The organism is Paenarthrobacter aromaticivorans (assembly GCF_019038615.1).
GTDB classification, from domain to species: domain Bacteria; phylum Actinomycetota; class Actinomycetes; order Actinomycetales; family Micrococcaceae; genus Arthrobacter; species Arthrobacter aromaticivorans.
On record NZ_JAHOPC010000014.1, the window covers coordinates 122,913 to 142,299 of the forward strand.

General features: G+C 61.8%; 19 protein-coding genes. 7 read left to right on the forward strand and 12 right to left on the reverse strand.

What is annotated here, in order from left to right; genetic code table 11:
- Positions 1 to 113 precede the first annotated feature (113 nt).
- The 5 genes from KSW38_RS19415 to KSW38_RS19435 form a co-directional block, all read right to left on the reverse strand.
- Positions 114 to 884 (reverse strand): VOC family protein, encoded by a 771-nt coding sequence (locus KSW38_RS19415; RefSeq protein WP_216926584.1) that lies wholly within the window; start codon positions 882 to 884, stop codon positions 114 to 116.
- A complete protein-coding gene (locus tag KSW38_RS19420) occupies positions 881 to 1,663 on the reverse strand; it encodes a VOC family protein (protein ID WP_216926585.1) in 783 nt (260 codons plus the stop codon). Before KSW38_RS19420 ends, KSW38_RS19415 begins: the two co-directional genes overlap by 4 nt.
- A gap of 137 nt (positions 1,664 to 1,800) precedes the next feature.
- Positions 1,801 to 3,072 (reverse strand): MFS transporter, encoded by a 1,272-nt coding sequence (locus KSW38_RS19425; protein WP_216926586.1) that lies wholly within the window; start codon positions 3,070 to 3,072, stop codon positions 1,801 to 1,803.
- A 76-nt stretch (positions 3,073 to 3,148) separates the two neighbouring features.
- Complete coding sequence (locus tag KSW38_RS19430) at positions 3,149 to 4,801, reverse strand: amidohydrolase (protein ID WP_216926587.1); 1,653 nt, start codon at positions 4,799 to 4,801, stop codon at positions 3,149 to 3,151.
- A 284-nt stretch (positions 4,802 to 5,085) separates the two neighbouring features.
- A complete protein-coding gene (locus KSW38_RS19435; RefSeq protein ID WP_024818182.1) occupies positions 5,086 to 5,310 on the reverse strand; it encodes a DUF3073 domain-containing protein in 225 nt (74 codons plus the stop codon).
- A 243-nt stretch (positions 5,311 to 5,553) separates the two neighbouring features.
- Here KSW38_RS19435 and KSW38_RS19440 point away from each other — a divergent pair, with 243 nt between their 5' ends.
- Positions 5,554 to 6,465 (forward strand): hypothetical protein, encoded by a 912-nt coding sequence (locus KSW38_RS19440; RefSeq protein WP_254186713.1) that lies wholly within the window; start codon positions 5,554 to 5,556, stop codon positions 6,463 to 6,465.
- A gap of 8 nt (positions 6,466 to 6,473) precedes the next feature.
- On the opposite strand, the gene clpB is transcribed toward KSW38_RS19440, so the two are convergent.
- Positions 6,474 to 9,131, reverse strand: coding sequence for an ATP-dependent chaperone ClpB (clpB, locus tag KSW38_RS19445; RefSeq protein ID WP_216926589.1), 2,658 nt, complete (start codon positions 9,129 to 9,131; stop codon positions 6,474 to 6,476).
- Positions 9,132 to 9,306: 175 nt separating this feature from the next.
- Between clpB and KSW38_RS19450 the strand changes: the two genes are divergently transcribed.
- Positions 9,307 to 9,924 carry an MSMEG_1061 family FMN-dependent PPOX-type flavoprotein gene (locus tag KSW38_RS19450; protein WP_216926590.1) on the forward strand — a complete coding sequence of 206 codons (618 nt, stop codon included), beginning with the start codon at positions 9,307 to 9,309 and terminating at the stop codon, positions 9,922 to 9,924.
- A gap of 3 nt (positions 9,925 to 9,927) precedes the next feature.
- On the opposite strand, the gene KSW38_RS19455 is transcribed toward KSW38_RS19450, so the two are convergent.
- Genes KSW38_RS19455 through KSW38_RS19470 form a run of 4 tightly spaced genes read right to left on the reverse strand, consistent with a single transcriptional unit; the run spans position 9,928 to position 13,038 of the window.
- Positions 9,928 to 11,007, reverse strand: a complete 1,080-nt coding sequence (locus KSW38_RS19455) for a sulfate/molybdate ABC transporter ATP-binding protein (RefSeq protein WP_216926591.1) — start codon at positions 11,005 to 11,007, stop codon at positions 9,928 to 9,930.
- Positions 11,004 to 11,828: an ABC transporter permease gene (locus KSW38_RS19460; protein ID WP_216926592.1), complete on the reverse strand. Its 825-nt coding sequence runs from the start codon at positions 11,826 to 11,828 to the stop codon at positions 11,004 to 11,006. Before KSW38_RS19460 ends, KSW38_RS19455 begins: the two co-directional genes overlap by 4 nt.
- Positions 11,829 to 11,836: 8 nt before the next feature.
- On the reverse strand, positions 11,837 to 12,631 hold the full coding sequence (gene modA / locus KSW38_RS19465; RefSeq protein WP_216926593.1) for a molybdate ABC transporter substrate-binding protein: 795 nt from the start codon (positions 12,629 to 12,631) through the stop codon (positions 11,837 to 11,839).
- Positions 12,628 to 13,038, reverse strand: a complete 411-nt coding sequence (locus KSW38_RS19470; RefSeq protein WP_216926594.1) for a TOBE domain-containing protein — start codon at positions 13,036 to 13,038, stop codon at positions 12,628 to 12,630. The genes modA and KSW38_RS19470 overlap by 4 nt, the downstream gene beginning before the upstream one ends.
- A gap of 230 nt (positions 13,039 to 13,268) precedes the next feature.
- Here KSW38_RS19470 and KSW38_RS19475 point away from each other — a divergent pair, with 230 nt between their 5' ends.
- The 5 genes from KSW38_RS19475 (at position 13,269) to KSW38_RS19495 (ending at position 17,908) form a co-directional block, all read left to right on the forward strand.
- The gene (locus KSW38_RS19475; protein WP_216926595.1) at positions 13,269 to 14,444 is read left to right on the forward strand and encodes a sensor histidine kinase; all 1,176 of its coding nucleotides are present in this window, start codon (positions 13,269 to 13,271) and stop codon (positions 14,442 to 14,444) included.
- Positions 14,441 to 15,091, forward strand: coding sequence for a response regulator (locus KSW38_RS19480; RefSeq protein WP_216926596.1), 651 nt, complete (start codon positions 14,441 to 14,443; stop codon positions 15,089 to 15,091). The genes KSW38_RS19475 and KSW38_RS19480 overlap by 4 nt, the downstream gene beginning before the upstream one ends.
- 86 nt (positions 15,092 to 15,177) lie before the next feature.
- The gene (locus KSW38_RS19485; protein ID WP_216926597.1) at positions 15,178 to 16,059 is read left to right on the forward strand and encodes a hypothetical protein; all 882 of its coding nucleotides are present in this window, start codon (positions 15,178 to 15,180) and stop codon (positions 16,057 to 16,059) included.
- 224 nt (positions 16,060 to 16,283) lie between these two features.
- Positions 16,284 to 17,153, forward strand: a complete 870-nt coding sequence (locus KSW38_RS19490) for a DUF4031 domain-containing protein (RefSeq protein ID WP_216926598.1) — start codon at positions 16,284 to 16,286, stop codon at positions 17,151 to 17,153.
- Complete coding sequence (locus KSW38_RS19495) at positions 17,150 to 17,908, forward strand: 2-phosphosulfolactate phosphatase (RefSeq protein WP_216926599.1); 759 nt, start codon at positions 17,150 to 17,152, stop codon at positions 17,906 to 17,908. Before KSW38_RS19490 ends, KSW38_RS19495 begins: the two co-directional genes overlap by 4 nt.
- A gap of 71 nt (positions 17,909 to 17,979) precedes the next feature.
- On the opposite strand, the gene KSW38_RS19500 is transcribed toward KSW38_RS19495, so the two are convergent.
- Together KSW38_RS19500 and KSW38_RS19505 are read right to left on the reverse strand one after the other, a co-directional pair.
- Complete coding sequence (locus KSW38_RS19500; protein WP_216926600.1) at positions 17,980 to 18,381, reverse strand: YccF domain-containing protein; 402 nt, start codon at positions 18,379 to 18,381, stop codon at positions 17,980 to 17,982.
- Positions 18,382 to 18,468: 87 nt separating this feature from the next.
- A complete protein-coding gene (locus tag KSW38_RS19505) occupies positions 18,469 to 18,918 on the reverse strand; it encodes an SRPBCC family protein (RefSeq protein WP_216926601.1) in 450 nt (149 codons plus the stop codon).
- Positions 18,919 to 19,387 lie beyond the last annotated feature (469 nt).

Genomic DNA, 19,387 nt, shown 5'->3' on the forward strand with positions numbered 1-19,387 from the left:
CGCACCCCCCGGCGAGTCCTGGGATGTCCTGGCTCAAACACGGTCAGAACGCCACATCCTCCCCCGAGCCGACATCCCAAAGCTGCCGGGATTTCCCTCCGGCGCCTGGACGTTCAGACCTGGATCAAGCTGAGAACGCCGCCCTGGGGATCCTGGATGGTAGCCAGAGATCCTGGTTCAGGCTTGTCTTCCGGCTCCACGAGCACCACTCCACCTGCGGCTAGCGCTGCTTCGGCGGCTTTACGAACATCCGCCACGCCGAAATAGATCTGCCAACCGGCTTCTTCGCCCTCTTCGGCAGGGACAACCCCCGCCACTTCCCCGCCTTTGACCATCAGCGTGCTGTAGCTGCCGCCGTCGTCCTGGGGATATTCGGTGACTTCATGTCCGAAAAGCTCCTGGAAAAACGCGATGGCTGCTTGAGGTTCTGGAGTCAGCAGCTCAGCCCAAGCCAGGGCGCCGGCCTCATTGAACAGATGGCTTCCAATGTGGGTACCCGCTTGCCAGATCCCCGTGGTCCCGCCGCCGGGTGGCTCGATGAATGCCAGGACGCCTGTATCGGCCACTTGCTCCGGGCCGAATGCGAGCTTCCCACCAGCATGGACGGCGTCTTCCGCTATCTCCTCAGCGTCCGTTGCAGCGAGATAGATGTTCCATTGGCCAATTTTGCCGGCAGCCTCCTGCATGGGATTCTGCGGAGCGATGACCGCCACCAGATCCTTGCCGACAAACGCCTGCGCGTAACTTCGGCCGTCAGGGGTGGGCAGGTCAGTGAAGGTCCAGTCGAACAGCTTGCCGTAGAACTCCTTGGCCGCGGAAACATCGGGGGTCTGCAGATCGGCCCAGCAGGGTTCTCCGCTTGAATAATGGGTCCGGGAAGTCATACGGCAAGTCCTGTCATGATGCTGAATGCGGCGCCGGCCGGGTCCATGAGCACAGCCATTCGCCCGATGCCTGGAACATCGAAAGCCGGAGCGATGACGTGTGCTCCAAGCTCAACAGCCCGTGCCACTCCGGCATCCACGTCCTCGACGCCGAAATACGTCATCCAGAAAGGCGAGAGTCCTTCAATCGGCAACTTCAGGGCACCGGCAATCCGCTTTTCATCCACCAGCAGGCTGGTGTATTCCTGAAGATCTCCTGCTGGTGCGGTTTCGCTGCTGCACCCCGTCACGGCCTCGTAGAACTTCACGGCTTTGGGGACGTCGTCAGTCTGTAGTTCATTCCAAATCATGGTGCCGGGCTCATTGACCAGGCCGGATCCGGGATGGGTTCCAGCTTCCCAGAAGCCGATCTGTGCCCCCGTAGGATCTATGGCGAAGAACATCCGACCGCTGCCGTTCGGCACGTCGTCGGGCTCGAACAAGATGGACCCTCCAGCGGCCACAGCCCGTTCCGCCGCGTCATCCGCGGAGTCGACGGCTATGTAGTTGGCCCAATAGGACGGCATTCCCTCCGGAGCATCCGGCATTTGCTGCATCATGCCGGCAACCTTCCGTCCGTGGAGCTTCGCCATGTAGTATGTCATGCCGTTACCGGCGTCCATGGGATCCAATTCCCAGCCAAAGAGCTCAGTGTAAAACTTCTTGGAGACCTCGACGTCGGTGGAGGACAGGTCCACCCAACACGGAGTCCCCTGCTTGTAACTCTCGACCACCGGCATGCCGTTCCCTTTCCTAGCAACGCGGGGTCACATACGGCCCATGTTGAGGCCTGGAATGGGCCCTAAGTGACCCCGCGTCGGAGTCCATGGGGACTACGCTATGGCGCTTCCACTGCTTGCGCCAGACGTGCGCCTGATTACCCGGGCAGCCGAACAGGTTCGACGGCGTCTTCCGTGGTCTGGCGCGACAGGCGCCTGGACAACGCCGTCATGACGACTACGGCCAGAAAAACTGGAACGCAGACCGCAAGGACGATATTCTGCGGTGATTGGCCTGCCGACAGCAGGATGCCGCCCAATGCGGGCCCGGCAATCGATCCCAAACGGCCCAGCGCAGCGGCCCATGCGACGCCGGAAGTACGTGACGTGGCGGGATAAACGGACACGGCCACCGCAGCTTGCCCCACCATGCTGCTGGCCAGCCCCATGCCGACTCCCGCGAACAGGAGTAGGAGCTGCCATTGGCCGGGTTGCCCCAAGGCAATCATGAGCAGGAAGCCAATGGCCACAGACGCCGCCACGACCAGCATCCAACTGGTCTTGAATCGCACCGAAAAGATCATGAGTAAGAGCGCTCCCAAGATTCCGCCAATACCCAGCGAGGCTGCCCCGAGGGGAGCCATGGCAAGATCCAGCCCGAAGTTTGTGAGCAGAGTTGGGAGCCACGACGAGAACGCGTAGAACGTGGCGAAGATCAGAAAAGCAAAGAGCCAGAGAAGCACAGTGGGCAACGCGAAACCACGCCGGAACAGGCTCTGGACAGTCTCTTGGCCTGCCTTCGGCGACGGTCTGGGCGCATCCGCCTCGCTGATCCCAAACCACATGACAGGCACCAGGATGATGGGAAGCACCGCCCCGAGCCAGAAGATGGACTGCCATCCCAGCTCACTGATCAGCTTTCCTCCGCTCAAACCGGCCGCCAAAGACCCCGCAGACAGGCCCATGGTCACGAAAACGGCAATCCTTTCGCGCTGACCTCCGTCCCTGCCTGTTGTCGCGAGCGAGATAGCTGACGGTAGGACAGCTCCCAATCCGACCCCTGTCAAGAAACGGGCAATCGTCATGAAGGGAATCCCTGAAGACACGGCAGTCAGAGCGGACCCCAGGGCAAATACCACCACACCCGCAAGCAACATGCGACGCAACCCAAACCGAAGGGATAGCCGTCCGGAGAGCATATAGCCCGCCACCACTCCGGCGTTTGTGGCGATCAGTGGGGCAGCGAAGGCTGCGGGCGACAGAGACCAGTTCTTGGCCAAGCCCGGCACCGCAAGGCCCAAGGAGGCTGTATCGAAACCGTCGAGCAGCACGGCAAGAAAAGCGAGAATAATGACCAGCCAGCGTGACAGACCCTTGCCTGTCGCCACTGGCGGAAAGGGCGTCCCAGTGGGCGTACTGGATTCAAGCATGATGATTCCTTTCGAGGGCGCGGAAGATCAGCCGCCGTGCGGATGTCCGGCAGCGTTGGGGAAGAGTGGTTGTGGACTAGTAACCCAGCGAACCGTGGGTGATGGTGCCGGCCGCCATGGTCAGTTCCACTTCAATACTTGGAATTTCCTCGGGTTCCACGGCCCGCGGATCGTCGGAGAGGACGACGAGGTCCGCGAGCATTCCCGCGCGGAGAGTTCCCGTTCTGTGCTCCTCGGCTGCGCACCAAGCGCTGCCGTGGGTATACATTGCTAAGGCTTCCGATGTGCTGATGGCCCATTCGAGGCCCAGCACTCCCGCCGAGCGGCTACGCCGGGTGACGGAACTCGACATGCCGCGAAGAGGCTCGAAGGGCGCCACGGGGCTATCCGAACCTCCACCAACGGGCACGTTGACGCGGGAAAGATACTGCGACAGGGGCGCGATATTTGCCGCTCTTTCCCGTCCCAGATACTCGACGAATCCGCCACCCAGGGCAAAGTGGAGCGGTTCCTGTGCGGCCACCCCCACACCCAAGGCATTCAACCTGTTCCAGTGATCATCGTTGGGGTACAGCATGTGAATGAGGGTCCATCGGGCATCAGAGATGGGGCTCAACGCATGGGCTGCCTCAAAGGCATCAAGGGCCATATCAATACCAGCGTCGCCAACGCAGTGCGCACCTACTGGAAGGTTCGCACGATTGGCCGCCACGCAAATGGCTTCCAGCTCAGCTGCCGATTGGAACGATTTGCCACGCGGGAATTCGGGGTCGTCCTGCCGTTCATAAGGATCGCGGTAGAAGCCCGTTTCTACACCGCCATCCACACAAACCTTCACGCCCAAGGTACGAAGCCAGACGTCATCGAGCTGTGCTGTTACCGCACCGGAATCGAGGAGGTCGACTGCCTCGTCAGCTGTGCCAGCCGGCGTCGGAAGCTTCCACATCATGGATACCCGGACCTTCTGCGCTCCCTCCCCGTAGATAGCTTTATAGGCAGCCATTTCATCCAAGGTCAGCCCGGGATCGATGACTGAAGTAATGCCCGCCGCGGCATACCGTTTCTGGACTTCCTCCAGCGCTGCACGATAGTCATCCATGCTCGGTTTAGGCAACTGGTTCAGCAAACCTGCAACGTGCGCGCTCCCTACGATCTGGCCGGTGAGCTTCCCGTTGTCGCGAATGTAGCTGGCGCCCTCGGGCGCAAGGCTGTCGTCCCCTATACCGAACAACGACATGGCCAGGGAGTTCAGCACAACGTTGTGTCCTCCCCGGCGGAGGATCACCGGATTCTTGGGGGCCACGGCATCAAGCTCGATCCGCGTTGGCATTCTGCCCTCAGCCAATCCGCTTTCATGCCAGTCACTTGCGGTTGCTACCCACGCCCCGGATTCGACGGTTTCTACTTGCCGCTGAACGACATCCAAGAGTTCCGCGACTGTACTGGCGCGGGCCAAGGAAGGCAGCAGCATCCCCATACCTGTGGACAACATGTGGTTGTGGGAGTCGTGGAAACCCGGACAGACAAACCGACCGCGTAGATCCACTTTCCTGGTGTCAGGTCCTGCCATGCCCAGCGCTTCAATGTCATTGCCTGCATAGACAATCCATTGGTCGGCTATGGCAATGGCCGATACTGGCCCCTTTGTGCTCGACGGCCCCGCCAGAACGTTTCCGTTATGAAAGATGACATCGGGAAACTTGTCCTCAATGTGTATCGTCCGTCCCATTTATGCCTCCTACCGGCCGCAGCCTGGTATTTCGAAATCCTCATGACCGTCATAAAGAGTCGATACCTGAGAGAGACTGTAGACCCGACAGGGGTTGCGTGCAATGGTTTTTACAAATTGGTATACCAAATTTCCAGACAAAAAAGAGGCCCGCGGGTACACCAACGACTGGCGTGCCCTACGGGCCTCTTTCAGAGATATTCGGCATCCGGAGATGCGCGACGACCTTAATGTACGACGGCGGTACGCATGTCAGCGCCAGAGGCACCGATTGTTTGCGACAGCTAGCCGATACGGCGGGTGTCTACCTCGTCGTCATCGTCTTCCGCGTACTTGTCCTCATAAGCCGAGTAGTCCGGCTCCGGGGGATCTTCGGGGAAGTGGCTCTTTACACGACTGGATGGGCCCGTGAGCTCACGCTCAAGTGCCGAGTAGTCAGTGTTCGGGGAGTAGTACTTGATGTCCCGAGCCTGCTTGGTAGCTTTTGCCTTTTGACGGCCGCGCCCCATGGCGTGACCCCCTTTTGTACTTGGACCGGAGGTGGTCACCTTGGCTATCGGTGAGGCCCCGGAATGTTTGGTCAATTTGTCGTATGTCTAGATTACATGCTTTCGGGGGTGCCTGTGTGCCACCTTGAGCCTACGTCGAGTACAACTGCACCCCAAACCGCTCCCCACCACCTCCAATACACCCAAAAATTGGGTAGAGTCTGCCTCAATGCGGCTCCAAAGCAGGAAGGCAGACTCCGGGATATGAGCGAGGACAACACCCCACCACGTGATGATTCACCGCGGGATAAAGGCGAGGCCGGAGTGCCGCCTGCGCCCAAGGTACCGCCCACGCCGCCGCAGGCCCCCGGAGAGCAGCCGCCGCAGGCCCCCGGAGAGCAGCCGAAGCAACCTTCGGGAACACAGCCCGAGGCTTCAGGCCTCCAGCCCGATCCTGCGCCCGACCTTGACCCGGACTTCGTGCCCAATCCCAGCGACCAGCCTGATCCTGCGCTGCCCGCTTATTCCGGCCAGCCAGAGCCCACAGGCCAGCCAGAATATCCTGACCAGCCAAAGCATCCGGCCCAGCCAGCAGGCCCCTACCAGCCACCCGGTCCCTACCAGCCAGGGGATCCCGCCCAGGATCCTCAAAACCCTCCGCACGGGGACCCTGTGAAACGCCAGCGGCTTGTCATCGGCGGAATCGTGGTGGGTGTCCTGGTGCTCATCGGTGTCGTGATCTGGGTGCTGTTGAACCTGTTGGGTACCCGGCCGCAGGCTGTGGTCACTACCCCGAGCCCCACCGTGAGCCTTGGCCCGTTACCACGGGATACAGAAGCCAAGGACTTCCAGGTAGGCGATTGCTTTGCAGACTTCGACCCCAATGCTCCCAAGGCCAGGGCCGTTCCCTGTGACACGGAGCATTCAGCCCAACTGGGCGCCGTCCACATATACCCTGCGGATGATTCCTTTCCCGGCACGAACGCGCTGAAGGACAAGGGCCGTGAAGTCTGCGGCAACGTAAAGCTGAATCACGAGGCGGCCGATAAGTACGTACTGCTTCAGCAGAACGTCTACCCGAGCACCACCAGTTGGGATCGGGGCGACCGCCGCGTTGATTGCTTCATCGTTGTGGATTCGGGCAACACCATCAAGGAAGACCTCCTCAGTAGGTAGCTCCCGAGTTACTTCTTCCGAACCAGTAGGCCTGTGCCCACGGACGGACCGCCGTCGGGACCTGTCAGTGACTCGAGTCCATCAATGGTGAGTTCATCAAGGTCGGCCGCAGTATCGACCAAAACGGTGTCGCCATCGGTGATCGTTCCGGCAAGGATTTCCTTGGCCAAGCGATCGCCGATCTCGCGCTGGACAAGGCGCCGCAGGGGTCGTGCACCGTACGCGGAGTCATAGCCGGACATCGCGAGCCAGGCGCGGGCTCCGTCGGTTACCTCGAGGGTCAGGCGGCGGTCCCGCAGTCGCTTGGTGAGTTCGGCAACGTGCAGCTCCACGATCCGGGCAAGCTCGTCCACGGACAGGGGGTCGAACAGAACGATCTCATCCAAACGGTTCAGGAACTCCGGCTTGAACGAGGCCTGCACCACCGCCATGACGGCATCACGCTTGGCTTTGTCATCCAGGGACGGGTCCACCAGGAACTGGCTTCCGGAGTTGGACGTCAGCACCAGGATCGTATTGCGGAAGTCCACAGTCCGCCCTTGACCGTCTGTGAGGCGGCCATCATCCAGAACCTGCAGGAGGATGTCGAACACCTCTGGATGGGCCTTTTCCACCTCGTCGAGAAGCACAACAGAGTACGGGCGACGACGAACGGCTTCCGTCAGCTGGCCGCCTTCCTCGTAGCCGACATATCCCGGAGGGGCACCGACCAGGCGCGCTACAGAGTGCTTCTCTCCATACTCGGACATGTCGATCCGGATCATGGCGCGTTCATCGTCAAAGAGGAAGTCGGCCAAGGCCTTTGCCAGCTCGGTCTTGCCGACGCCGGTTGGACCCAGGAACAGGAAGGAGCCCGTGGGCCGGTTGGGGTCGCTAATGCCCGCTCGCGCACGGCGGACGGCGTCCGAAACTGCCTGCACGGCCTTGGTTTGGCCGATCAGGCGCTTGCCGAGTTCTTCTTCCATGTGCAGCAGCTTTTGGGATTCACCCTGCAGCATGCGCCCGGCGGGGATGCCAGTCCACGCGGAGATGACCTCGGCAATATCGTCTGCGGTCACATCTTCCGCAACCATGAGGTCCGGTTTTGCATCGCCCCGGGCGGACTCCTCCTCGGCAGCCGCATTGAGCTCACGTTCAAGGGCAGGCAGCTCGCCATAAAGTATCCGCGAGGCCGACTCAAGGTCGCCTTCGCGCTGGTACTTTTCGGCGGCAGATCGCAGCTCGTCGATCTTCGCTTTGAGGTCACCGACCCGGTTGAGTCCGGCCTTCTCGGCTTCCCAACGGGCGTTGAGGGCCCGGAGTGCTTCCTTCTTGTCCGCCATGTCCGCGCGGAGGGCGGCCAGCCGCTCAACGGAAGCAGGATCGGTCTCGCCCTGAAGGGCCAGTTCTTCCATGGTCAAGCGGTCGACGGAACGGCGGAGCTGATCGATCTCCTCCGGCGCTGAGTCAATCTCCATGCGAAGCCGGGATGCGGCCTCATCCACGAGGTCGATCGCTTTGTCCGGAAGCTGACGGCCAGAGATGTAGCGGTTGGACAGGGTTGCTGCTGCGACCAAGGCGGAGTCGGCGATAGCCACCTTGTGGTGAGCTTCGTACCGTTCCTTCAGCCCACGCAGAATGCCGATGGTGTCCTCGACGCTGGGCTCGCCCACGTAGACCTGCTGGAAACGGCGCTCCAAGGCAGGGTCCTTCTCGATGTTTTCGCGGTACTCGTCCAGCGTGGTGGCACCAATGAGGCGCAGCTCGCCACGGGCCAACATCGGCTTAAGCATGTTGCCCGCATCCATTGCACTGTCACCCGTTGCACCAGCGCCAACAACCGTGTGGATTTCATCAATGAACGTGACGATCTGGCCATTGGAGTTCTTGATCTCCTCAAGAACCGCCTTGAGCCGCTCCTCGAACTCGCCTCGGTATTTGGCACCAGCAACCATGGAGGCCATATCCAAGGCAATGAGGGTCTTGCCACGGAGGCTCTCCGGGACGTCGCCCGCAACCATGCGTTGGGCGAGGCCTTCAACGACTGCGGTTTTGCCAACGCCAGGCTCACCAATGAGCACAGGATTGTTCTTGGTGCGCCGGCTCAGGACCTGAACCACGCGTCGGATCTCGCTGTCGCGCCCGATCACCGGATCCAGCTTCCCGGAACGGGCGATGGCAGTAAGGTCCGTGCCGAACTTCTCCAAGGCCTGGAACGTATTCTCGGGATCCGGCGAGTTGACCTTTCGGTCGCCGCGGACACCCGGCAGGGCGGCGAGTAACGCTTCATGGGAGGCGCCGGCGTCGCGCATTAACTTTCCGACGGCGTCACTACCGGCGGAGAGCCCCAGCAACAGGTGCTCGGTGGAGACGAAGGAGTCACCGAGTTTGTCGGCTTCGTTTTGGGCAGCCTGGATGGCCTGCATGGACTGCCGGGAGAGCTGGGCTTGCTGGACCGAGCTTCCCGACGAGGACGGCAGCGCCTTGATGGCCGAACTGGCCTGAACACTGACAGCATCCGGATCAGCACCTGTGGCGCGCAGGAGAGCAACAGCAACGCCCTCGCGTTGGTCCATGAGGGCCTTCAGCAGGTGCGCCGGCTCCAATTGCGGGTTCCCCGCAGTGGAAGCGTTCATGGCGGCCGCAGAAAGGGCCTCCTGGCTTTTGGTAGTGAATTTGACGTCCAAAGAGAGCTCCCTTTCTGGAGTGAGACCAATACTTTTAAAGTTGAGTCTACTACGCTCAACTTTGCTTTGTGGTCCACTGCCTTCCATGTTTGCCCACGGCGAAACCCCTGTCCAGACAAAACCAGAGCTATGTGAATAACAGGGGGCCAGAAGCCCTCACCCGTAGGCTGAGGCCATGGAATCAATCTCCACCGTGGAACAACTGGAACAATTGATCGGTCTACCCCTGGATCGCGTGCGCCGAAAAGTGCGCACTTCACTGAGTGATTTCGACCGGCAGTGGCTGGCCGCCAGTCCCTTCTGCGTCATCTCGACGGCGGATGCCCAAGGCCGGGTGGACGCGTCACCAAAGGGCGACCCTGCAGGATTCATCGAGGTCCTGGATGACTCCACTATTGCCATCCCGGAGCGCCCAGGAAACAAGCTCGCCTTCGGCTTTCGCAACATCCTGGAAAACCCGAACGTCGGGATTTTGTCCGTGGTTCCTGGACGCACGGACACGCTGCGAATCAACGGAACGGCACGCGTCGTCAGCGACGCCGACTTCTTCGAGAAGATGACGGTCAAAGGCCACCGGCCGCGCGCCGCCGTCGTGGTCTCCGTGGAAGAAGTATTCACGCACTGCGGCAAAGCGTTCATGCGCAGCGGCTTGTGGGAACCGGCAACCTGGGACTCCGAGGGCCTGCCGAGCATCGCGATGCTCTCCAAAACCTATGTCCAGCCCGAGGCTCCCCTGGAGGACCTTGAAACCTACTACGGGCCCGGTTACGCGGAGCGTCTGTACCGGGAGTAGGCCTCAGGCGGGATAGATCGAAACCAGCGCGGACTTCACGACGAACCGCACGTTCATGCCGGGCACCAGACCGAGATCGGCAGAGGCCGCAGGAGTGATATCGGCTGACAACGTGCCGCGCTCCCCCGTACCCGAACCGGCCGCCCTGACGCGGATCTGGTCGCCGTGCGGCTCCAGATCCCTGATCGTTACGGGAAACGAGTTGCGCGGGCTTCCGTGGACGTCGCCAAGGAAAACGGAAACGGCCGACGGCGGAAAGGCCGCCACGCCTTCCTGGCCGGGAGCAGGTGACCACTCGGGATCGTGTTGTCCGGCGAAAAGCCGGCCATCCGGCGTCGTGATTCCCTGCTCTGTGATCATTCCGCTGACGAGGTTGAGCCCCGCAAGTCCGGCTGCAAAGTGGCTTCGAGGGCGTTCGAGAACTTGGCGGGTTGGGCCCTCCTCGGAAATGCGCCCGTTCTCTACGACGACGACGCGATCGGCGAGCATGTAGGCGTCCAGGACGTCGTGCGTGACGATGATGGCGTTGCGTCCGGCCAGGACCCGTTTGAGGACGCGGCGCAGCAGCGGCGCCGCGTGGATATCCAAGGCTGACATTGGCTCATCGAGGAGCAGCAACTCGGGCTCGGCGGCGAGCGCGCGGGCTACGGCCACGCGTTGCGCTTGACCACCAGACAGCTCTGCCGGCTTACGGGATTCGAGGTGAATGGCTTCCACCTCTGTCAGCCACAGCCGCGCGGTTTCGCCGGCCGCAGCCTTCGATGCGCCCTTGCTGCGCGGCCCAAAGGCGACATTTTCCAGCACGCTCAGGTGCGGAAACAGCAACGCCTCCTGGGCGAGCAGCGCAGTACCGCGCAGGTGCGGGGCACTCCACCGGTGGTTGCCGCCGTCGAGGTCAAAAAGCTGCCTGCCGCCAATTTGTGCACGTCCCGAATCCGGCCGCAGCAGACCCGAAATCACGCCAAGAAGCGTTGATTTTCCGGCGCCGTTGGGACCGAGAATGGCTAGCGTTTCGCCGTCGGAAAGTTTGATCGACATGTCGAAGTTGCGGGATCGAAGGCTCGCTTCCAGTTCAAACGTCATGGCTGGACGTCCGGACGGGCGCTTCCACCAGCGCTGGGGCGCCGACCATAACTGAGGCCGACTACTGCCGCGGCCACCGCCACCAAAACCAGAGACAGGGCGACGGCGGCGTTGGCGTCAGTTTCGCGCTGAAGGTAAATCTCCAAGGGGAGGGTGCGCGTGACGCCTTGCAAGCTGCCGGCGAAGGTCAGGGTAGCGCCAAACTCGCCGAGGCTGCGCGCGAAGGACAAAACGGCGCCCGACGCGAGCCCTGGCAGCACCAAGGGTAGTGTGACGCGGCGCAGCACCGTGGTTGGCCGGGCGCCCAGGGTCGCCGCCACGGCCTCGTACTTGCTTCCGGCGGTCCGCAGGGCGCCTTCGAGGCTCACTACCAGGAAGGGCAACGCCACGAATGCTTGTGCAAGCACCACGGCGGTAGTGGAAAACGCGATCTGAATTCCGGCCATTTCGAGCGACTTCCCCAGCAAGCCTTGCCGCCCGAATGTGTAGAGCAACGCAATACCTCCGACGACGGGCGGCAGCACGAGCGGCAACAGCACCAAGGAGCGCAACAGCCTCTGCCCGGGAAACTCCCCGCGGGCCAGGACGAGGGCCAACGGCACACCTAGCACTATGCACAACAGAGTGCTTGCTGCTGACGTCCTAAGGCTCAGGCCCAACGCATCGAGGGACGACTGGGAGGTGATGAGCGGAAGGAACTGGGACCAGTTCACGCGCACCAGCATCGCGAGCAGGGGAAGTACCACCAACAATCCGCCCACAGTGGCGATCACGTAGATCCACCGTGGGATGCCCTGGTAGCCGGAGGCGGGATTTCTCATTGACATCCCTATGAGGGGCCGAAGCCAGCGTCGCTGAGGACCTTCTGGCCTTCGCTTCCGGCGACCATGGCAATGAAGGCGCGGGCGAGCTCCTTGTTCTTGCTACTGCCCACTGTGGCTATCGGGTAGGTGTTGACGGCCTTGGCGGACTCCGGGAATGGGATGCCCTTGACCTTGCTCCCGGCACCCTTGATGTCCGTGACATAAACCAGTCCGGCGTCCGCTTCCTGCGAGACCACCTTGCCGAGCACGTCGCTGACTGACGACTCTTCGCTGACGGGGGCCAGGGTGGTCCCCGAGGCCTTCTCTATGGTCTCCGTGGCCGCACCGCAAGGAACCTGGCTGGCGCAGACCACAACTTTGACGCCTGGTTTGGACAGGTCCGCGAAGGAAGAGATCGACGCCGGGTTGCTGGGCGGGACGGCGATCTCCAGTACGTTCGTGGCGAAGTTTTGGGCTGTGCCATCCAGGAGCTTCGCGTCGGCCAGTTTCGTCATGTTCTTGTTGTCAGCGGAGGCAAACACATCAGCCGGGGCGCCCTGGGTGATCTGCGTGGCCAAGTCTGAGGAACCGGCGAAGCTGAGGTTCACTGTTGTGCCAGGGTTTTTGGCTTCGAAGTCCTGGGCCAGTTGGGTGAACGTTGCTTTGAGGGACGCCGCAGCGAAGATTGTGATCGTGCCACCGGGTTGATTCCCGGTTGCCGCTGGGCCTGTGGTGTTGGAAGCACAGCCGGCAAGGCCTGCCGCCAGGGCTACTGCGGCTACCGCGGCAAAGAGGGCGCTTGTGGTGCGTGTGAGCTTCATACGATGCTCTTTCCCTGCGGCGTTTCGATGATGACAGTAGTGGCCTTCACAACCGCCGTAGCCACTGACCCAAGTTCCAGGCCCAGCTCGCGCACGGCTTCGCTGCTCATGAGCGACACCACCCGGAAGGGCCCGCATTGGAGTTCGACCTGGGCCATGACCTTGTCTGCTGTGATGCCCGTGACCAGTCCGACGAAGCGGTTCCGGGCCGAACTGCCTGTGCGGGCGGGGTCATCCGGAAGGTGGGACTGATCGCGGGCAACCTTGGCAAGTTCCAGCCCGTCCACGGCGAGCCGGCCCGCGGCATCCTTCCGGGCCGTGAGTGTTCCGTTCTCGGTCCAGCGCCTCACAGTGTCGTCGCTGACACCGAGAAAACGGGCTGCTTCGGAAATCCGTATTTGCGGCATGGAATGAGTCTAGTTCCGCAGATGCGGATCTTGGTGGGTGATTCCTCCGTAAAACGCAATATGACAGTTGGGTCGCAGGCTGGACCGCCATGGATTCACTGAGCAGCTCCCGGTGAGGGTCGCCCTCGTAAATGCTCATGTCAGCACATCGGACGAACTTGCTCCCCCGCGCGGTTGAACCTGGCCAAAACTGCGCCAGCGCATGCAGCCGGCACCCTAGGGTTGGAGACATGCTCACGAGAAGTCAGTCACTCCGCCCCGCAGCGGCTCCAGGTGCGGCCGTTGCCATGCTGGTTGCGCTGATGATTCTTGAGGAGCGCGGCTTCAACCCTGCCAGTGCCATGTTGATCGCCCTGACGGCGGCAGTAGCAGCAGCCGAACTCATTCCGGTGCCGGCAATCATCTTCGCTTTCGGGGCCTTGGGGCTTCAGGCGATGGGAGCCTTCCCCTCGGTCATGTTCTCGGGGGCCACGCCCTACGTCGCCCTACCTCTCCTCTTCTTCTTCGCAACACTCGCCTGGCGGGAGCCGCAGCGGTGGCCCGTGCCGCTTGCCGCCTTGGCCGCATCGGCTTTGATTACAGTGAACTGGTTCGCAGACACCACATGGATCAACTTCGTGTTCGGGAAGCAACTGGCGGAGGCAGGCACGCTGCGCATCGCGGTCTACGCTTTCCTCGTCTTCGCCTCCTTCTCCGCGCTCAACCTGGCCGGGTGGGCAGCGGCGGCGGCGGCACGGCAGGCAGCCACCAATCGGCAGGCCAAGGAACGCGCCGAATTGCGTCTGGAGTCAACCGCCGTGGCCCTTGCCATCGAACAGGAGCGCAACAGGATCGCCCGGGAATTACACGATGTCCTGGCCCACTCGCTGGCCGTCATCACCGCACAGGCCGAAGGCATCCGGTACGCGCACAGGACGGAACCGGAATCGGTGGAAGAAGCTGCCGGAATCATCGCGTCGGCGGCCAGGACCGCGCTGCAGGAAACCCGGCGACTGGTCCAAAGCTACGGTTCCGAACTTGAGGAACCAGCTCCGGGTGCCGCGGATCTCCACGCACTCGTGGAACGGCTCAAAGACAGCGGGATGCCGGTGGAAATCCAGACTGCCGGGTTGGAAGGACTCTCACCCGTGGAGAACCTCACTGTTTACAGAATCGTCCAGGAGAGCCTGACGAATGCGTTCAAACACGGTGACCGCTCAGCGGGCGCTACCGTCACGGCCGAGCGCGAGGCAAGTGGATTGCGTCTAAGGATCCGCTCAAGGCTGGTAGTCGGCGGCACTTCAGTTCCGGCGTCGGGAACCGGCAGGGGCCTGCCCGGGATGCGGGAACGCGCGACGGCGGCCGGCGGCAAACTGACAACGGTCACCGAAGGCCAACTCTTCGAAGTGGAGGCGATCCTACCGTGAATGGGAACAAGATCCGTGTGGCCTTGGTGGACGATCAGCCGTTGTTCAGTGCAGGGCTGAAGATGATCCTCCGCAGCCAGCCCGACCTCGAAGTGGTGGGAGAAGCCACGGACGGTAAGCAGGCCGTTAAACTAGCGGCGCAGGTGGAGCCCGACGTGATGCTCATGGACATCCGCATGCCGGTCATGGACGGGATCAGTGCGACCCGAAGCATCACAGAAGAGACCGGGCGAACGAAAGTCATAGTGCTCACCACCATTCAGCACGATGAAGCCGTGGTTCGAGCCATCCAGGCAGGAGCTGGCGGATTCCTCACCAAAGACGCGACGCCCGAGTTCCTGCTGGCAACAATCCGGACAGTGCATGCGGGCCACGCTGTGATGGCGCCAGCTGCAACCAACGAACTCCTGCGCGACTACACCACGCCGTCGCGGGCCAACTTAACAGTCCTTGAGCCCCTGTCCGTGCGGGAACGCGACGTCTTCATGTTGGCGGCGAAAGGACTCGCCAACGGAGAAATTGCCACATCACTGGTGCTCAGTGACGCCACCGTGAAGTCCCACGTCGGCAGCATCCTCTCCAAGCTCAAGCTCAAAAACCGGATCCAGCTCGTCGCGTTCGCCTACGAAAACAGCTTGCTCGGTTAATTCAACCGGGCTCACGTCCTGGCATCCGCCAGAGTCCTGCTACAGCTTTGCCAAAAATCGATCATTCCCCGTACCAAGGAGAAACAGTGAAAAAGAAAACCGTGGGGGCACTGATTCTTGCAGCCGGTGCAGCGGCAACGCTCGCAGCCGCCGCAACTCCGGGAGTCTCGTCCATACTTACCAAGGCTGCAGAGCGTCCGGTCTCAGGGATCACTTGGACTGCGGAGCAGTTTGCCTCAGCCGACGCCATGGCCGAGAAGGGGCTGGCGGAAGCCGTCCGGCGGTGCATGGCAAAGGCGGGCTACGACTACACGCCTGCCTCTGCAGGGCAGGAAAAGGTCGATCTGAAAAACGCCATTGGCTTCAACACCCTCACAGTTGAGGACGCCAGGGCCTCCGGATACTCGGTGACGAAGCCGAGGGGACCGGGTGAGCCTGCCCCGGATTCCGATTTGGGCAAGCTATTCGCGGATCCTGGCTTCCAGAAGGCACTGCATGGCGGCGAACCCCAGGAAGAAAACATGGTTCAGTCCTCAAGTGGAACGGGCATGCTTGCCGGGGGGTGCACAGGGGAGGGCATCACGGCCATCTACGCCAATGCCAACGACTACATGCGGGCAACAGGCCTGGCCTACAACTCTGTCCTGGTAGCAACCCAGGCCGCCGTGGAGGACCCGGGCATCCAAGCTGCCGTGAACGGCTGGAAGGACTGCATGTCCACTACCGCATTTCCATACAGCACACCGGGTGAAGCAGTTTCGGCCGGGCTCGCGGCAGGTGGACAGAAAGAACTCAAGATTGCCGTTACCGACGCGACATGCCGGGAGAGCACAGGCTTCGATGCCAAGCTGAACACGGTGTTGGACAAATACTTGACCACCCGGATGCAAGAGCTGGATAGCGAGGTGGCCGCGGTTCAACAGATCCGTCGTGAGGCCTCGGCCAGGGCTGCAGCCATGATGGGATAGCTGGCCAACTTGCAAGCTCGCGGCGTGCGCGCGGTACCTGCCGCCGTCGTGGTCTATCCGGGACGGAGCCATAGCCGTACCCTGTTGCCAAGGAACTCCTACGCTCCTTCCCAGTTGCTGTGAACCACACCGGCAGTGAAGCCTGTGTTTCCGGGGCGGACGCTCGGCGGTAGCCGCTCCGATGACCGGTAACTGGGAAGGATCGTTTGGCTTACACTTTGGCCATGGCCGTATATGTCGATCCGCCCCTTTGGCCCGCCCACGGCACAGTGTTTTCGCATCTGGTATCGGACAAGTCCTTGGACGAGCTCCACGCTTTCGCCGCGGCGGCCGGAGTTCCCGAAAGGGCGTTCGACGGCGACCACTACGACGTTCCTGAACGTCGCTACAATGACCTCGTCGCGGCTGGCGCCATTCCCGTGGAGGCAAGGGTGCTGGTGCGGAAACTCATCGCAAGCGGCCTTCGCATACCAGCGCGCGAACGCAGCAAAGCCCTCACCGTTCCCTTGATGGAGCGCTGGAACAGTACCTACCCGGGACACGAGGAACTCGGCCTGGAGCTCCTGGAAAGGTGGGGGGACGCCAGCCGTAAGTACCACAGCCGGACCCATTTGCTCGCCGTCCTCGAAGCCCTGGACATTTTGACGGAGCCGGCCCTCCCTGCCCGCACAGTCACACTCGCGGCCTGGTTCCACGACGCCGTCTATGAAGGCGTCGCAGGGCAGGACGAGGAAGAGTCCGCACTCCTTGCCGAGGACCGGCTGACTGCTGCGCGGCTTGCCCCGGAAGACGTCGCCGAGGTAGCCCGACTGGTTCGGCTCACATCCGAACATAATCCCAAACCCGACGACCATGCCGGAGCCCTCCTCTGCGACGCTGATCTCTCCGTCCTCGGGGGCGACGAACAGTCTTACGCCCGTTACCTGGCCGCCGTCCGGGAAGACTACGTTCACGTCAGTGACGACGACTTCGCCAAGGGGCGTGCCGCCGTCGTGCGTCATCTGCTGTCACTTGACCCGCTCTTCCATGGCGAACGGGCCAGGGCGCTTTGGCTCGATGCGGCCCGCCGCAACCTCACGGCCGAACTCGCATGAGCGAAGCCGGAGCGCCCCAGCGGCAGTTGCCGTACTCGGTCCGGTTTGAATGGGGTCTCGACGGCGCCCGCGCCATAGTGCCTCGGGCGGACCTTGCGGTGGTGGTTGACGTTCTATCGTTCACGACGTGCGTGAGCGTCGCCGTGGATCGTGGGGCTGCCGTTTTTCCCTACCCGATGAGGGATGCTGCCGCGAGTGAGTTCGCCGCTCATCATCACGCTGCCTTGGCCGGGCCGCGTGGCGGGGAGGGGTTGAGTTTGTCTCCAGCGAGTTTGCGTCATGCGCCGCATCTTGAGCGGGTGGTCCTGCCCTCGCCCAACGGCTCGACGCTCAGCCATGAGCTCGCCGACTCGGCCCGGCAAGTAGTGGCTGTGTGCCTACGCAACGCCGCGGCGACCGCCGACTGGGTCCATGCGAACCTGCCGGATGACGCCGTAATTGCTGTCATCGCCGCAGGTGAGAAGTGGACCAACGGTTCGTTGCGGCCAGCTTTGGAGGACGAGCTCGGAGCCTTCATCGCCGGACTAGCAGGATCGGGGCGCGGCAATTTCTCGCCGGAAGCCGGATCTGCGGCCGCGGCCTTCGACGCCGCCGAGCCCAAGCTGGCCTCGGTGCTGCGCGGCTGCTCCAGCGGGCGGGAACTGATCGATGGGGGCTTCGTTGAGGACGTGGCAATCGCCGCCGAGTTGGATGGCAGCACGATGGTCGCCTTGCTGACGGATGGGGCTTTTCAGGGCGTTCGTGCCACCGGTTAGACGACTCGCTGCAGGCCAGACGGTAGGAATCGTCTGCCGGGCTGCGAGTCGTCTAAATGGAGCGGATCACCTCAGCGATAGGTGCTGACGAACGGCTGGTTGGTCGGCACGATCTGCTTGCCGAGAGGCATCAGCGACACCGGGATCAGCTTCAGGTTGGCGATTGCCAGCGGAATACCGATGATGGTGATGGCCATGGCGAAAGCAGTGACCACGTGGCCGATCGCTATCCAGATACCCGCCACGAGCAACCAAATCACGTTGCCCAGAAGTGCGAAGACACCCGTTCCGCCGGGCTTCTCCACCACCATCCGGCCAAACGGCCACAAGCAATAGGCGCCGATCCGGAACGAAGCGATGCCCCAAGGAATGGTCACAATGAGCACGCAACAGATAATGCCTGCTGCGAAATAGCCCAATGCCAACCAGAAACCACCGAAGACCAGCCAAATGATGTTGAGCAGCGTTTTCATAGTCTCAATTCTCCCTTGCCGGACCGACATTAAGCCTAAGGGTCTGCCCTGAATCGGCCCTGACTTTGATGACGTATCAAGAGCGATTTAGTCCAACAACGCGTCCAGCTTGTCGAACGAGGTTCCCCAGCCGTCCCGTGTCATTTCCACCCATTCTTCCGATGCGAAGGGGCCTTGGGTGAGATGCATCCGGGTGCGTCCATTGAGGTCTTCGAATTCGAGGTGCATTTCCTCGTACTCATGATCTGCGTCGGGAGCAGCCTTTGCTCTTGCCACCAACAGGGCAGGAGCGTCCAGCTCCGTGATGACAGCTTCGATGGGAGCTTCCTGCTCCCCCTCGTCGTCCGTCCATGCCATGACCACTTGCCAGATTCCGCCTACGCGGGGCTCCACGATGATCTTGTCGCGTGGCGCGTCCACTTCCACGGGCCCGAACCACTTGGTCAGCTGATCGGGGTCCATCCAGGCGTCGAAGATCCGCTCACGCGGGGCGTCGAACTCGCGGATCATGGTCAGGGTGTGCTGTTCCGTGCTCATTGCGTGGCTCCTGGTTCCGTGTGGTCCGTTGGCTGGGTTCCGTTTTTGGTTCCGTTTTGGTTCCGTGTTTGGTTACGTGTGTAAAGTCCAGTGGCGTGTTCCAGTGAATCGTGTTGCCGTCAGCGAGTCCAGGCTGCCAGTGCCAAGTCGGATGCTCTCTCACATCATCACCCGAATTGCCCAACCTTCTCTCACATCATGAACCCCATCCAGGGTTTTCGGCTGTAGGACGTGAGAGAGGAACGCGCCAAAAGCGGCAGGACGTGAGAGAGGAACGCGCCAAAAGCCGTTGGACGTGAGAGAGGAACGCGCCAAAACCTGCAGGACGTGAGAGAGGAACGCGCCAAAAGCGCAGGCTGTCAAGCTGTGTGGAGTCAGTGGGTTGGTTGTTTGTTTGGTTCGGGGAGGTTGATTCCTACGTAGGTTTGCGGTGCTGGTGTTGTGGGGCGTTGTCGGAATCGGTGTGGGT

Coding starts and splice junctions, on each gene's coding strand:
- KSW38_RS19415 (WP_216926584.1), bottom strand. CDS start 884: ATGACTTCCCGGACCCATTATTCAAGCGGAGAACCCTGCTGGGCCGAT.
- KSW38_RS19420 (WP_216926585.1), bottom strand. CDS start 1,663: ATGCCGGTGGTCGAGAGTTACAAGCAGGGGACTCCGTGTTGGGTGGAC.
- KSW38_RS19425 (WP_216926586.1), bottom strand. CDS start 3,072: ATGCTTGAATCCAGTACGCCCACTGGGACGCCCTTTCCGCCAGTGGCG.
- KSW38_RS19430 (WP_216926587.1), bottom strand. CDS start 4,801: ATGGGACGGACGATACACATTGAGGACAAGTTTCCCGATGTCATCTTT.
- KSW38_RS19435 (WP_024818182.1), bottom strand. CDS start 5,310: ATGGGGCGCGGCCGTCAAAAGGCAAAAGCTACCAAGCAGGCTCGGGAC.
- KSW38_RS19440 (WP_254186713.1), top strand. CDS start 5,554: ATGAGCGAGGACAACACCCCACCACGTGATGATTCACCGCGGGATAAA.
- KSW38_RS19450 (WP_216926590.1), top strand. CDS start 9,307: ATGGAATCAATCTCCACCGTGGAACAACTGGAACAATTGATCGGTCTA.
- KSW38_RS19455 (WP_216926591.1), bottom strand. CDS start 11,007: ATGACGTTTGAACTGGAAGCGAGCCTTCGATCCCGCAACTTCGACATG.
- KSW38_RS19460 (WP_216926592.1), bottom strand. CDS start 11,828: ATGAGAAATCCCGCCTCCGGCTACCAGGGCATCCCACGGTGGATCTAC.
- modA (WP_216926593.1), bottom strand. CDS start 12,631: ATGAAGCTCACACGCACCACAAGCGCCCTCTTTGCCGCGGTAGCCGCA.
- KSW38_RS19470 (WP_216926594.1), bottom strand. CDS start 13,038: ATGCCGCAAATACGGATTTCCGAAGCAGCCCGTTTTCTCGGTGTCAGC.
- KSW38_RS19475 (WP_216926595.1), top strand. CDS start 13,269: ATGCTCACGAGAAGTCAGTCACTCCGCCCCGCAGCGGCTCCAGGTGCG.
- KSW38_RS19490 (WP_216926598.1), top strand. CDS start 16,284: ATGGCCGTATATGTCGATCCGCCCCTTTGGCCCGCCCACGGCACAGTG.
- KSW38_RS19495 (WP_216926599.1), top strand. CDS start 17,150: ATGAGCGAAGCCGGAGCGCCCCAGCGGCAGTTGCCGTACTCGGTCCGG.
- KSW38_RS19500 (WP_216926600.1), bottom strand. CDS start 18,381: ATGAAAACGCTGCTCAACATCATTTGGCTGGTCTTCGGTGGTTTCTGG.
- KSW38_RS19505 (WP_216926601.1), bottom strand. CDS start 18,918: ATGAGCACGGAACAGCACACCCTGACCATGATCCGCGAGTTCGACGCC.